The sequence below is a fragment of the Massilia sp. 05N420 genome, assembly GCF_056397205.1.
Map to the genome: position 1 here is coordinate 24,054 of NZ_JBFTMX010000026.1, position 13,113 is coordinate 37,166.

The window sequence follows — 13,113 nt, forward strand, 5'->3', positions numbered from 1 at the left end:
GAGCATGCCGGCTTCCGCCTCTTCTCCCTGGTCGGCCTCGCTCGCGCGCGAGTGGGCGCGCCTGCGCGCCGACCGCTGGGACCTGGCCATGCTGGGCTGGATTCCGCTGGTCTTGTACCTGCTGACCTGGTGGATCTTCTCGGCCGGGATCGCACGCGAGCTGCCGCTGGCGGTGCGCGACCTCGACAACTCGGCGCAGTCGCGCAGCCTGCTGCGCATGCTGGACCAGTCGCCCGGCCTGCAGCCGGTGCTTGCTGCCAGCGACGCCGAGGCCCTGGGCGCGCTGCGCGCCGGACGCGTCTTCGGCATCCTGTCGATTCCGGCGCACATGGGCGAGCGCCTGGCGCGCGGCGAGCATGTCACGCTGGGGTGGGCCTACAACGCCCAGTACCCCTCGCATACGGGTGCCATGACGCGCGACGTGCGCGCGGTGGTGGCGACGCTGTCGGCCGGCGCCGAGCTGCAGGGGCGCGCCAAACGCGGCAGCGCCGGCATGCAGGCCGTGCAGCAGCTCGAGCCGGTGGCCACCCGGCCGGTGGGACTGTTCAATGAAAGCGGCAGCATCGTACCCTCGCTGGCGTTGCCGGCCGTATGGAGCCTGCTCCACATCTTCGTGGCGCTGGCAGCCTTGACCGCGGTCGGGCGCGAACTGCGCAACGCCACGGTGCCGCAGTGGCTGGCCGCCGCCGACGGCCGGCTCGGGCTGGCGCTGCTGGCCAAGCTGGCGATCCCGTTCGGCGTGTTCATGCTGCAGGGAGTGCTGCTGACGCTGGCTTTCGGCGCGCTGCTCGGCTGGCCGGTCCTCGGCAGCTTCCTGGCCATGGCAGTCGGTACGGTGCTGCTGGTGAGCGCCTACCTGGCGCTGGGCGCTTGCCTCGTCGCCTGGAGCGCTTCGCTGCGCGCGGCACTGTCGGCCTGCGCCTTCATCACGGCGCCGGCCTTCGCCTTTTCCGGCCAGGGATTCCCGATGCGGGCGATGCCGCTGGCGGCGCGCGTCTGGGCCGAGGCGCTGCCGCTGACCCACTTCCTGGGACTGGTGAACAACACCTGGCTGGGCGGCGCGCCACTGCGCTACGGCCTCGGCGCGCTGGCGGCGCTGGCGCTGTTCACGGCGGGCTTCGGCGCCGCGGCTTATCTTCGCCTGCGCACCCGCGTGCGCCAGCCCGACAGCTGGGGCCGGACATGAAAGCACCGGATGCCGCCCTGCAGGCGTGGGGGCAGACCTGGCGCGCGATCCTGGGCGACAAGGCGGCGCTGCTGCTGTTCTTCGTTTCCGGAATCATCTATTCGTTCTTCTACCCGCTGCCCTACAGCGCCGAGACGGTGCGCCGGGTGCCGGTGGCGATCGTCGACCAGGACGGATCGGCGCTGTCGCGACAACTGGTGCGCTGGACCGGCGCCCATCCCGGCCTGGCGGTGGCCGGCGTCACCACCCGCCCCGAGCAGGCCCGGGACTGGATCTGGCGCGGCGAGGCGGCCGGCGTCATGATCATCCCGGAAGACTTCAGCCGCAAGCTGCTGGCCGGCAGGCAGCCGGAAGTGGAGGTGGGCGGGATCGGCACCTATCCGCTGTTGAACAAGGTGGCCTTGAACGGCCTGGCCGAGGTGGTGGGCACACTGTCGGCCGGGGTGGAGTTGAAACGCCTCGGCGCGGCCACGCCGTTGGCGGCCCAGGCCGAGGCCCAGCGCCAGCCGGTGTCGGTCGAGACGCTGCCGATGTTCAACGTACGCGAAGGCTATGCCTCCTACATCGTGCCGGGGGTGGTGGTGCTGTTGATGCAGCAGACCTTCCTGCTGGGGATCGGCCTGCTGTTCGGCAGCTGGACCAGCGAAGGCCGCTATCCGTATGCGCCGCGCGTTGCCGCGTATGCCGGCGCGCTGGCCGCGTTTTCGCTGGTGGTGGTACTGAACGCAGCCTGGTTCTTCGGCTTCGTGTTCTGGTTCCAGGACTATCCGCGCGGCGGCAATCCCGGCGCGAGCCTGGCGCTGACCCTGCTGTACAGCGTCTGTGTGGCGGCGCTCGGCATCTACATGGGACTGTTCTTCCGCACCCGCGAGCGCAGCGTGCAGCTGCTGGTGGCCAGCTCGATGCCGATCCTGTTCCTGGCCGGCCTGGCCTGGCCGGCGCAAGCCTTGCCCTTGCCGCTGCAAGGCCTGCGCTGGCTGCTGCCGTCGACCGCGGCGATCCAAGGCTTCGTCGCCACCAACCAGATGGGCGCATCGCTGGCCGAGGTGAGCCAGGAGATGCTGGCGCTGGCCGGGCTGACCATCGCCTTTGTCGCGCTCGGCCTACGCAGGTGGCGGCGCAGGCCGGCGCCCGGAGCCGAGTAAGCTCAGGCCAGCAGCTTCAGCAGGGCTTCCGCGCCCGCTTCCGACGAGGCCGGGTTCTGGCCGGTGACCAGCTTGCCGTCCGTGACCACGTAGGATTGCCAGTCGGCGCCGCGGGTATAGGCGCCGCCATTGGCCTTCAGCATATCCTCGACCAGGAAGGGCACGACCTTGGTCAGTCCGACCGCCTCTTCCTCGGTATTCGTAAAGCCTGTTACCTTCTTGCCCTTCACCAGCGGGCTCCCGTCGGCCGCTTTCACATTGCGCAGTACGCCGGGCGCGTGGCACACCGCAGCGACCGGCTTGTCGGCCGCCACCATCGCTTCGATCAGGGCGATCGAGTCCTTGTCCTCGGCCAGGTCCCACAGCGGGCCGTGGCCGCCCGGGTAGAACACGGCGTCGAAGTCGTCCGCCTTCACCTCGGACAGCTTGCCGGTCGAGGCCAGCACGGCCTGGGCGGCGGCATCGGCCTTGAAGCGGCGGGTGGCGTCGGTCTGGGCGTCCGGCTCGTCGCTCTTCGGGTCGAGCGGCGGCTGGCCGCCTGCCGGCGACACCACCGTGATGTCGGCGCCCACATCCTTCAGCGCGTAATAGGGGGCTGCGAATTCCTCCAGCCAAAAACCGGTCTTCTTGCCGGTGTCGCCGAGCTGGTCGTGGGAGGTCAATACCATCAGAATCTTTTTCATGTCGGTTTCCTTTCAGTGGTGAGTCAATCTTGGGCGACGCGGATGACCAGCTTGCCGAAGTTCTTCCCTTCGAGCAGGCCGCGGAAGGCTTGCGGAGCGTTTTCCAGGCCGTCGACGACGTCTTCGCGGAACTTGATCCTGCCTTCCGCGAGCCAGGTGCTCATCTCCTTGAAGAACTCGCCGTAACGATGGCCGTAGTCGTCGAAGATGATGAAGCCCTGCATGCGGATGCGCTTGGTGAGGATGGTGCGCGCCAGCAGGCCCAGGCGGTCCGGACCGGCGGGCAGGGAGGTCGCGTTGTAGTCGGCGATCAGGCCGCACACCGGAATGCGGGCCTTGCTGTTCAGCAGGGGCAGCACGGCGTCGAACACGGCCCCGCCCACGTTTTCGAAATACACGTCGATGCCGTCCGGGCAGGCCTTTGCCAGCTGCTCGGCGAAATCGGGCGCGCGGTGGTCGATGCAGGCGTCGAAGCCGAGTTCCTCGACCACGTAGCGGCACTTGTCGGCGCCGCCGGCGATGCCGACCGCGCGCGCACCCTTGATCCCGGCAATCTGCCCGACCAGCGAGCCGACCGCGCCGCTAGCGGCGGCCACCACCACGGTCTCGCCTGGCTTTGGCTGGCCGATGTCGAGCAGGCCCATATAGGCGGTAAAGCCCGGCATGCCGAGTACGCCGAGGGCACGAGAGGACTGGGCGACGTCGCCGCTCAGCTTGTTCAGTCCGGCGCCATCGGACAGCGCGTAGTCCTGCCAGCCGCTATAAGCCAGCACCAGCTGGCCGACCGCGAAGTCGGGGTTGCGCGAGGCTTCAACCCGCGACACCGTACCGCCGACCATGGTGTCGCCGATCTCGACCGGCGCGGCATAGGAGGGCGCGTCGCTGATGCGGCCGCGCATGTAGGGGTCGAGCGACAGGAACAGAGTGCGTAGCAGCACCTGGCCTTCCTGCGGGGTGGGCACCGGCTGCTGTTCCAGGCGGAAGGTGCTGTCGTCGGGTGCACCATGCGGGCGCTGTTGCAGCACGAAGCGTCGGTTACGGGTACGGTCCTGGGTCATGTCATGGTCCTCTCTTTGTAAATATTTCCACGAATCTATTAGACTGGTCGTCTAGAAACTACCGAAAAAAATGGCGGCGTCAAGCCGCCATGCCGGTCAGCCGGGCGCCGCCAGCATGGCGCGGGTGGCATGCAAGGCATTCTGCAGCGCACTGGGCTCGCGCCGCAGCTTGGTCAGCAGGGCTGCGCCCAGCCACATTTCGTACAGGGCAAGGGCGGTAGGTTGCGCTGCCGTGCCGGAGCGGATCGAGCCGTCGTTGACGCCGTCGGCGATGCAGTCCGCCAGGCGTTGGACGATCCGGTTCGTGCCTTGCAGCAGGACACCGCGCATTGCTTCGGACAGGTCGGCCACTTCGCTGCTCAATTTCACCACAAGGCATTTGCTGCCGGCGCAGGCGTCGTCGTTCAGCAGCAGCCAGCTGTCCCAGTAGCGCATCAGGCGCGCCAGGCCGGTGCTGCCGTCGGCGGCGAGCATGGCATCGAGTTCGGCAAGGTAGGCGTCGACGTAATCCTCGAGCATGGCCTTGCCGAACAGCTCCTTGGATTTAAAGTAATGGTAGAACGAACCCTTGGGCACGCCGGCGGCGGACAGGATCTCGTTCAGGCCGACGCCCGAGTAGCCCTTGCCCATGATGATGGATCTGCCGGTGGCGAGGATATGCTGGCGCACGCTGTGTTGTTCGGTACTCATGGAAGACATGATAGCACCAATTAGACCAGTCGTCTTGAGGTGTGCGGGCGGGAAGCGATGCTAGGGTGGAAGGAAGAAAGTCCTGTCCGGCAATGCCGGCACAGGACTTCGAAAAATAACGAGGGGAAGTTTGACGATTCAGGTGCCGGGGCCGTTCTCGCGCCGCTTGCCGCCGCGGTCGTCGTTGGTGCCGGCCAGCACCCGCAGCGCCACCTGTACGTCGACTTGTAGATGTTCCATTGCCATCGCCGCTGCCTGGACGCTGTCCGCGCGCAGGGCGTCGCCGATGTCCTTGGCGGTGCGCTCGTCGATGCGGCGCTCGAAGCTGCGTTTGCCCGGATACATTCTGGGGATCATGTTTGCCTCCATGGTGGTTGTCGCTAGAGGCATCTTCGCGCATTTGCGCATAGGAAAAATTAGTTATCGTCAAGAAATCTACGACAGGCGGACGTTGGTCAGGATCAGCCAGGCCACCGTGATCACCACCATGCCGGCCAGGGTCACGCAGCTCCAGGTGAAGAACCAGGCGGACAGCAGCCCGGCCTGCAGCACTTTCTCGAACAGCAGGCCGAGGGCGAAGTCGAAGGCCGTCAGGAAGGACCAGCGGCGCAGGTAGACCGGCAGGTAGCGGCTCATCCGGCGGTTGTGCTGGAAGGCGGCGTGGCGTTCGATGCGAGTGCGCGCGGCGCTGACGTCGCGGAACAGCCAGTCGAAGAAGAGGAAGCGGTAGAGCAGGGAGCGGAAGGGGAGTTCCGGGACTTCTTCGCTTGCTTGCTTGTCAATGGTCATGATCTCACTGCCTTGCCGGTATCGTGATCGGTCAATGGTAAGGCATGACGCGTTTGCGGCTGGTGCGATTGCCAACTGAATCGTGTGGGACGGGTGGTGTGCGAGCAAACTTGGGTCCCCGTCTTCGCGGGGACGACGAGGTGAGGCGCGGGGACGACGTGCTTACGCAAACGAAAATGGGCGCCGAAGCGCCCATCGTTCAACCAACATCGGTCGGGTTCAGACTTTCGCTTCCGCCACCCGCTTGCCGATATGCGCCAGCGCCTCGTCCACCTGGTCGATCAGGATCAGCGACAGGTCGCCCGGCTGCAGCAGCTCGAGTGCGCGGTCGATGGCGACGAATTCGCCCCTGATCTCTTCGATGCGGCTGGTGCGGGGCGCTTCCCGCAGGCCTTCGCGCAGCAGGGCCACGACTTCGCCTTCGGAACGGCCGCGCTGGCACTGGTCTTCGTAGAGCAGCACGTCGTCGAAGGCGCGGCCCAGAATGCGGGTCTGGTCGCGGATGTCTTCGTCGCGGCGGTCGCCGGCGCCGCTGATCACCACCGAGCGGCGCTTGGCCGGCATGGCTTCGACGGCGTTGCTCAGGGCCTGGATCGCGTCCGGGTTGTGGCCGTAGTCGGCGATCACGGTCGCGCCCTTGTAGTCGAACACATTGAAGCGGCCCGGCGCGTTGTCGCTCTCGCCGACGAAGGTCTTCAGGCCGGTGCGGGTGACGTTCCAATCGATGCCGACGGCCCAGGCCGCGGCCACCGAGGCCATCACGTTCTCGACCTGGAAGCCGATCACGCCGCCGCGGGTGATGGGCACCTCGGACAGCGGGATCCGTTCTTCGGCCTTGCCCTGCGCCGCCACCAGATGGCCCTCGTCGACGTAGACGATGCGGCGGCCCTGGGCGCGGTGCTTCTGCATCAGCGGCAGCGAGCAGTCCATCGCGAAGTAGGTGACGTCGCCGCGGGTGTTCTCGGCCATCGCGGCGACGATCGGGTCGGCCGCGTTCAGCACGGCCATGCCGCCCGGCGCCACGTTCTGCACGATCACGCGCTTGAGTACGGCGAGGTCTTCCAGGGTGGTGATGTAGTTCAGCCCGAGGTGGTCGCCGGCGCCGATATTCGTCACCACCGCCACCTGGCAGCGGTCGAAGGCCAGGCCTTCGCGCAGCATGCCGCCGCGCGCGGTCTCGAACACGGCGGCGTCGACGTCCGGGTGCAGCAGCACGTTGCGGGCGCTGCGCGGACCGCTGCAGTCGCCGCTGTCGATGCGGCGGCCCTGGATGTACACGCCGTCGGTGTTGGTCATGCCGGTGCGCAGGCCGGAGGCGCCGAGCAGGTGGGCGATCAGGCGCACGGTGGTGGTCTTGCCGTTGGTGCCGGTCACGGCCACCACCGGGATGCGGCCGTCGTCGCCGGGCGCGTACAGGGTGTCCATGATGGCTTCGCCGACCGCGCGGCCCTTGCCGAAGGACGGCGAGATGTGCATGCGCAGGCCGGGCGCGGCGTTGACTTCGACGATGCCGCCGCCCTGGTCTTCGATGGGTTTCAGCACGCTGTCGCACACCAGGTCGACGCCGCAGATGTCGAGGCCGACCATGTGGGCGGCGGCGATGGCGCGCGCGGCCACTTCCGGATGCACGTCGTCGGTGACGTCGGTGGCCGAGCCGCCGGTCGACAGGTTGGCGTTGTTGCGCAGGGTGACGCGCTGGCCTTTCGGCGGCACGGATTCGGCGTCATAGCCCTGCTTGGCCAGGCTGGCCAGGGCGATGTCGTCGAAGCGGATCTTGGTCAGGGAGGTAGCATGGCCGCTGCCGCGGCGCGGATCGAGGTTGACGGTGTCGACCAGCTGGCGCACCGTGTGCACGCCGTCGCCGACCACGTGCGGCGGGTCGCGTCGGGCCGCTGCGATCAGCTTGTTGCCGATCACGAGCAGGCGGTAGTCGTGGCCCGGCAGGTATTTTTCGACCAGGATGTCGTCGCGGAATTCGGACGCCGCATGGAAGCCGGCGRTGAGCTGTTCGCGGGTGTTGACGTTGACGGTCACGCCCTTGCCCTGGTTGCCGTCCTTCGGCTTGATCACGACCGGCAGGCCGATCTCCTGGGCGGCGGCCCAGGCGTCATCGGGATCCACCACGACGCGGCCCAGCGGCACCGGCACGCCGGCGGCGTCGAGCAGCTTCTTGGTCAGTTCCTTGTCCTGGGCGATGGTCTCGGCGATGGCGCCGGTGGCGTCGATCTCGGCGGCCTGGATGCGGCGCTGGCGGCTGCCCCAGCCGAACTGCACCAGGCTGCCTTCGGTCAGGCGGCGGAAGGGGATGCCGCGGGCGACGGCGGCGTTCACGATCGAGCCGGTCGAGGGGCCGAGGCGCACGTCTTCGTCGAGTTCGCGCAGCTGGTGGAGGGCGCCGTCGAGGTCGAAGGAGCGGTCGTCGCGCGCAGCCTGGATCAGCTGCCCGGCGAGCGTGAGCGCCAGGCGGCCGACGTCTTCTTCGCTGTACTCGACCACGACCTGGTAGATGCCGCGCTCGACGGTGGCGGTGGTGCGGCTGAAGGTGACCGGGCAGCCGGCCTGGGCCTGCAGGGCCAGGGCCGCCACTTCCAGCACCTGGGCCAGCGGGATGGTGTCGTCATGCCCGGTCGGCTGCAGCGGCCAGATCTGCGGGAACAGGGCGCGCAGGCGCGCTTCGAAGCCGGGCAGGGCGCTGATCGATTCTTCGTCCGCCGTGCAGGAGACGATCGCCTCGACCGACGTGTGATGGCTCCAGAGGTTGGGGCCGCGCAGGGCCCGGACGCGTGATACTTCCATAAAACTCGAATCCTTTATTTGTTCTCGAAGCTGCGCAGACCGGCGCAGATCAGGTCGGTCGGCACATCCAGCGCCCAGCTTGCGGCGGCGGCGGCCAGCACGGCTTCCGGCTGGCTCGCCGTGGCCGGCTTCAGCTTGGACAGGCCGAGCAGCGGTGCATCCTCGCTGCCCTGGGCCAGCACGATGTGCTGGTCGCGCAGGAAGGCGACGCGTCCGCCGCCGGCGCGGTGCCGCTTGATGACGTCGTTGTTTTCGTCCACTGCATAGAAGATCACGGCGCCGTCGGACAGTCCGGCCAGCTGCACGACCTGCGGATCGGCGGCGTTCAGCACGGCCGCGCCCTCGGACAGCACGACGTCGACCTGGCTGCGCACCACGTTGAACAGGGCGTCGTCGTCACGCACATACAGGTCTTCCACCTCCGCCACCCGGCCCAGGTCGGTCACCACGCCCACCAGGCAGCGGTCGTAGGGCAGGCCCTCGGACAGGATCGCGCGCGCGTTCGATTCGAACACGGCGGCCTGCACGTTGCGGTTGATGAGGAGGCGCTGGGCGGCGTCGAAGCGGGTGGAGTCGGCCGCGCTGACGCGGCGCTGGTCGAGGAACAGGCCATTGCGATTGGCCACGCCCACGTGCTTCCCGGACTGGAACAGCACCATGCCGACCAGGTTGGCGACCAGGCTGGCGCCGGCGCTGCCGGTCACGCCCACCACGGGGATGCGGCCGCATTCGCCGTCCACGTAGCCGGCGTCCGCGAACAGGTGCTCGACGATGGCCTTGCCGACTTCGCGCGACTGGCCGGTGGCCGGCTTGATGTGGGCCAGCAGGCCGGGGCTGGAATTGACTTCGATGATGGCGCCGCGCTGCTCTTCGAGCGGGCGCGAAATGTCTTCGCATACCAGGTCGATGCCGGCGATGTCGAGACCGACCACGCGCGCGGCCAGCGCCGCCACATAGGCCACGTCCGGGTGCACCTCGTCGGTGACGTCGTCGGCGACGTTGCCGTTCGGCTGGATCAGCACTTTCTGGCCGGCTGGCGGGACGGATTCCGGGCTCAGGCCCTGGCGCTGCAGATCGAGCTTGATTTCTTCGTCATTCGGATTGACCAGGCCGAGCGGGTGTTCCTCGCTCTCGCCGCGGCGCGGATCGATATTGATCTGGCTGTTGCACAGCGCGATGACGTTCGACTTGCCGTCGCCCGTCACGAACAGCGATTCGCCCTTGGCGGCGGCCACGACCTTCGAGCCGACCACCAGCAGGCGGTGCTCGTTGCCCGGCACGTAGCGCTCGACCAGCACGGCGCTGGAGTCGCCCGCTTCGGCGGCGATCGCATAGGCGGCTTTCACGTCCGCTTCGTTCATCAGGTTCAGGGTCACGCCGCGGCCGTGGTTGCCGTCGACCGGCTTGACCACCACCGGCAGGCCGATGTCCTCGGCTTCTTCCCAGGCGTGCTCGGCGCTGCGCACGACGCTGCCTTCCGGTACCGGCACGCCACAGGAGGCGAGCAGGGTCTTGGTGAGGTCCTTGTCGCTGGCGATGCTTTCGCCGATGGCGCTGGTGCGGTCGGTTTCGGCGGTCCAGATGCGGCGCTGGGCGGCGCCGTGGCCGAGCTGTACCAGGTTGCCTTCGGTCAGGCGGATCGAGGGGATGCGGCGGGCGGTGGCGGCATCGACGATGTTGGCGGTCGAGGGGCCGAGGCAGTAGCGGTCGACCAGTTCGGTCAGTTCCGCCACCGTGGTCTTCATGTCGAAGGGGGTGTCGTTGATGGCGGCCATCAGCAGCTCGTGGCCGGCCTGGAGGGCGGCGCGGCCGACCACTTCGTCGCGCGTGCGGAAGGCCATCTTGTAGATGCCGTAGTCGACGGTGGAACGGGTCTTGCCGAAGCCGGTCTTCATGCCGGCCATATTCTGCAGTTCGAGGACCACGTGTTCGAGGATGTGGCCGGCCCAGGTGCCGTCGCGCAGCCGTTCCAGGAAGCCGCCGCGTTCGCCGACGCCGCAGCGATGTTCGATCAGCCCCGGCAGCCAGGCGGTCAGCCGCTCGTTGAAGCCGGGGAGGGTGTTCGAAGGACATTCTTCGAGCTCGCCGATGTCGAGCCAGGCCTCGATGACCGGGCGGTAGGTCCAGATGTTCGGGCCACGCAAGTGGGTTACACGAAGAATCTTAATGTCTTTCTTGTTTGTCATGAAAAATATCTTGCCCCGCAGTGACCGCTCACTCACCGCTCGGCGTTGCCTTATGTTTGTGCCATTACACCATGGTCTGCCCCACCGGGGAGGCCCATTTGCTGCAGTGCACATGTTGTATACTTGCGGGAACGAAGCTTACCGCGCTGAACCGAATTCTGCCAGTCACGCCCCGCCGATAGAATACCGTACGCCTGTCAACCGGCGTGCCATGCTCAGCGTTCCATCCCAATGACCTTGACGACCTTGCGGTCGCCGCGCAGTTCAGCGCAAACCCTGTTTCCAAAAGCACATGACGAATCAACAACTTGTTCCTTCCGCACCGCTGGCGGTCACCGCCAGTTTCCTGCCTGAGCACTGGCAGGCGGACGTCCAGAAAAAGCTTGCGCCAGGGGAAAACGTTTTAAGCGCCCTTGAGGTTGACCTCGACGCGAAATTACGTTTCACCAAAGGGATACTGGTCGTTACCAGCCTCCGCCTACTGACTCTCAGCCCCGGCGACAAGCACTGGCGCGACTGGCCTTACCGGGCCGGCCTGGCCCTGCGTCATTACGACCACGCCGGCGTCGGCCACATCGAGCTGGTCGACGCCAACGGCCTGCTGGCGTCCTGGCGCTTTACCCTCGGCCAGAACCTGCAGGCCATCCGCCTGGTGGACCAGTTCCACGACCAGGTCGAAGGCTATCTGAGCGGCGTCGCCGTCCAGCCGCCCGAGCAGCACACCTGCCCGAGCTGCAAGGCGCCGCTCGAGCCGGACCAGGAAGACTGCCCGATCTGCACCAAGGTGCTGCACACCCCGCCGTCGACCTGGACCCTGTTCCGCCTGTGGCGCTTCGCCATGCCGTACAAAGGCCAGCTCCTGGTCGGATTCTTGCTGATGCTGGCGAGTACCGGCGCACACTTGATCCCGCCATATCTGACGATGCCCCTGATGGACAACGTCCTGATCCCTTACCAGAACGGCAAGCAGATCGATACGTCGCTGGTCTATATGTACATGGGCGGCCTGTTCGGCTCTGCCATCCTGGCCTGGGCGCTGGGTTGGGGTCGTACTTATATCCTGGCGCTGGTGTCGGAACGCATGGGCGCGGACATGCGCTCGGAAACCTATGAGCACCTGCTGCGCCTGTCGCTGGAATTTTTTGGCGGCAAGCGAACCGGCGACCTGATGAGCCGCATCGGCAGCGGCTCCGACCGCATCTGCGTGTTCCTGTCGCTGCACCTGCTGGACTTCCTGTCCGACGTCCTGATGATCATCATGACGGGCGTGATCCTGTTTTCGATCAACGCCAAGCTGGCCCTGATCACCCTGGTGCCGCTGCCCTTCATCGCCTGGATGATCCACGTCGTGCGCGACCGCCTGCGCACYGGCTTCGAAAAGATCGACCGCGTCTGGGGCGAGGTCACCAACGTGCTGGCCGACACCATTCCCGGCATCCGCGTGGTGAAGGCCTTTGCCCAGGAAAAGCGCGAGGCTTCCCGCTTCCGTGAAGCGAACAAGCACAACCTGGCCGTCAACGACAAATTGAACAAGGTCTGGTCGCTGTTCTCGCCGACCGTGTCGCTGCTGACCGAACTGGGCCTGCTCGTGATCTGGTGCTTCGGCATCTGGCAGATCAGCCGCGGCGAGATCACCGTCGGTACGCTGGCCTCCTTCATCGCCTACAGCGGCCGCTTCTACGTGCGCCTGGATTCGATGAGCCGCATCGTGTCGGTGACCCAGAAATCGGCCTCCGCCGCCAAGCGCATCTTCGACATCCTCGACCACGTGTCGAGCGTGCCGGACCCGGTCAATCCGGTGAAGCTGGACAAGGTCGACGGCAATATCGAACTGCGCGAAGTCGGCTTCCGCTATGGCAACCGCGCGGTCAACCGCGGCATTTCGCTGAAGATCAAGGCCGGCGAGATGGTCGGCCTGGTCGGCCATTCCGGTTCCGGCAAGTCGACCCTGGTGAACCTGATCTGCCGCTTTTACGACGTGGCCGAGGGCGCCATTCTGCTCGACGGCAAGGACGTGCGCTCCTTTGCCGTGTCCGACTACCGCCGCCACATCGGCCTGGTGCTGCAGGAACCTTTCCTGTTCTTCGGCACCATCGCCGAGAACATCGCCTACGGCAAGCCGGATGCGACCCGCGAACAGATCATCGCCGCCGCCCGCGCCGCCCACGCCCACGAGTTCATCCTGCGCCTGCCGCAGGGCTACGATTCGATGGTCGGCGAACGCGGCCAGGGCCTGTCCGGCGGCGAGCGCCAGCGTATCTCGATCGCGCGCGCCCTGCTGATCGACCCGCCGATCCTGATCCTGGACGAAGCGACTTCGTCGGTGGACTCGGAAACCGAAAAAGAGATCCAGAAGGCGCTCGACAACCTGGTGCAAGGCCGCACCACGATCGCGATCGCGCACCGGCTGTCCACGCTGCACCGCGCCGACCGCCTGGTGGTGCTGGACCGCGGCGTGGTGGTCGAAGAGGGCAACCACGACGAACTGATGGCGAAAGAAGGCGCCTACTACCGCCTGTACGAGGCGCAGGCGCGCAACGTCGACCAGGATCCGGACGACTCCAGCCAGGAAGATTGATG

At 66.9% G+C, this 13,113-nt stretch carries 10 protein-coding genes; 3 read left to right on the top strand and 7 right to left on the bottom strand.

From position 1 onward, the window contains the following. The first annotated feature begins 4 nt into the window (after positions 1-4). Complete coding sequence (locus AC1DIX_RS17505) at positions 5-1,186, top strand: ABC transporter permease (RefSeq protein WP_477326065.1); 1,182 nt, start codon at positions 5-7, stop codon at positions 1,184-1,186. Beyond that, entirely contained in the window at positions 1,183-2,331 is a 1,149-nt protein-coding gene (locus tag AC1DIX_RS17510; protein WP_477326067.1) for an ABC transporter permease, read from the top strand. Before AC1DIX_RS17505 ends, AC1DIX_RS17510 begins: the two co-directional genes overlap by 4 nt. A gap of 2 nt (positions 2,332-2,333) precedes the next feature. Here AC1DIX_RS17510 and AC1DIX_RS17515 read toward each other — a convergent pair whose 3' ends face one another. The 7 genes from AC1DIX_RS17515 to AC1DIX_RS17545 all read right to left on the bottom strand — a co-directional run bounded on the left by AC1DIX_RS17515 (position 2,334) and on the right by AC1DIX_RS17545 (position 10,533). Next, positions 2,334-3,014 carry a type 1 glutamine amidotransferase domain-containing protein gene (locus AC1DIX_RS17515; RefSeq protein WP_477326069.1) on the bottom strand — a complete coding sequence of 227 codons (681 nt, stop codon included), beginning with the start codon at positions 3,012-3,014 and terminating at the stop codon, positions 2,334-2,336. Positions 3,015-3,037: 23 nt separating this feature from the next. Next, positions 3,038-4,072 (bottom strand): NADP-dependent oxidoreductase, encoded by a 1,035-nt coding sequence (locus tag AC1DIX_RS17520; RefSeq protein WP_477326071.1) that lies wholly within the window; start codon positions 4,070-4,072, stop codon positions 3,038-3,040. Between the two features lie 96 nt (positions 4,073-4,168). Continuing rightward, positions 4,169-4,762 (bottom strand): TetR/AcrR family transcriptional regulator, encoded by a 594-nt coding sequence (locus tag AC1DIX_RS17525; RefSeq protein WP_477326073.1) that lies wholly within the window; start codon positions 4,760-4,762, stop codon positions 4,169-4,171. Between the two features lie 138 nt (positions 4,763-4,900). Further along, positions 4,901-5,119 (bottom strand): hypothetical protein, encoded by a 219-nt coding sequence (locus tag AC1DIX_RS17530; RefSeq protein WP_442123511.1) that lies wholly within the window; start codon positions 5,117-5,119, stop codon positions 4,901-4,903. A 78-nt stretch (positions 5,120-5,197) separates the two neighbouring features. After that, positions 5,198-5,551, bottom strand: a complete 354-nt coding sequence (locus tag AC1DIX_RS17535) for a hypothetical protein (RefSeq protein ID WP_477326075.1) — start codon at positions 5,549-5,551, stop codon at positions 5,198-5,200. Between the two features lie 219 nt (positions 5,552-5,770). Then, a complete protein-coding gene (cphA, locus tag AC1DIX_RS17540) occupies positions 5,771-8,347 on the bottom strand; it encodes a cyanophycin synthetase (protein ID WP_477326077.1) in 2,577 nt (858 codons plus the stop codon). 14 nt (positions 8,348-8,361) lie between these two features. After that, complete coding sequence (locus AC1DIX_RS17545; RefSeq protein WP_477326079.1) at positions 8,362-10,533, bottom strand: cyanophycin synthetase; 2,172 nt, start codon at positions 10,531-10,533, stop codon at positions 8,362-8,364. Between the two features lie 292 nt (positions 10,534-10,825). Between AC1DIX_RS17545 and AC1DIX_RS17550 the strand changes: the two genes are divergently transcribed. After that, complete coding sequence (locus AC1DIX_RS17550; protein WP_442123515.1) at positions 10,826-13,111, top strand: cyanophycin metabolism-associated ABC transporter; 2,286 nt, start codon at positions 10,826-10,828, stop codon at positions 13,109-13,111. Positions 13,112-13,113: the final 2 nt, after the last annotated feature.

What these genes read in the sequence shown, in the direction of transcription:
- AC1DIX_RS17505 (WP_477326065.1), top strand. Translation starts at nt 5, where the DNA reads ATGCCGGCTTCCGCCTCTTCTCCCTGGTCGGCCTCGCTCGCGCGCGAG.
- AC1DIX_RS17510 (WP_477326067.1), top strand. Translation starts at nt 1,183, where the DNA reads ATGAAAGCACCGGATGCCGCCCTGCAGGCGTGGGGGCAGACCTGGCGC.
- AC1DIX_RS17515 (WP_477326069.1), bottom strand. Translation starts at nt 3,014, where the DNA reads ATGAAAAAGATTCTGATGGTATTGACCTCCCACGACCAGCTCGGCGAC.
- AC1DIX_RS17520 (WP_477326071.1), bottom strand. Translation starts at nt 4,072, where the DNA reads ATGACCCAGGACCGTACCCGTAACCGACGCTTCGTGCTGCAACAGCGC.
- AC1DIX_RS17525 (WP_477326073.1), bottom strand. Translation starts at nt 4,762, where the DNA reads ATGAGTACCGAACAACACAGCGTGCGCCAGCATATCCTCGCCACCGGC.
- AC1DIX_RS17530 (WP_442123511.1), bottom strand. Translation starts at nt 5,119, where the DNA reads ATGATCCCCAGAATGTATCCGGGCAAACGCAGCTTCGAGCGCCGCATC.
- AC1DIX_RS17535 (WP_477326075.1), bottom strand. Translation starts at nt 5,551, where the DNA reads ATGACCATTGACAAGCAAGCAAGCGAAGAAGTCCCGGAACTCCCCTTC.
- AC1DIX_RS17545 (WP_477326079.1), bottom strand. Translation starts at nt 10,533, where the DNA reads ATGACAAACAAGAAAGACATTAAGATTCTTCGTGTAACCCACTTGCGT.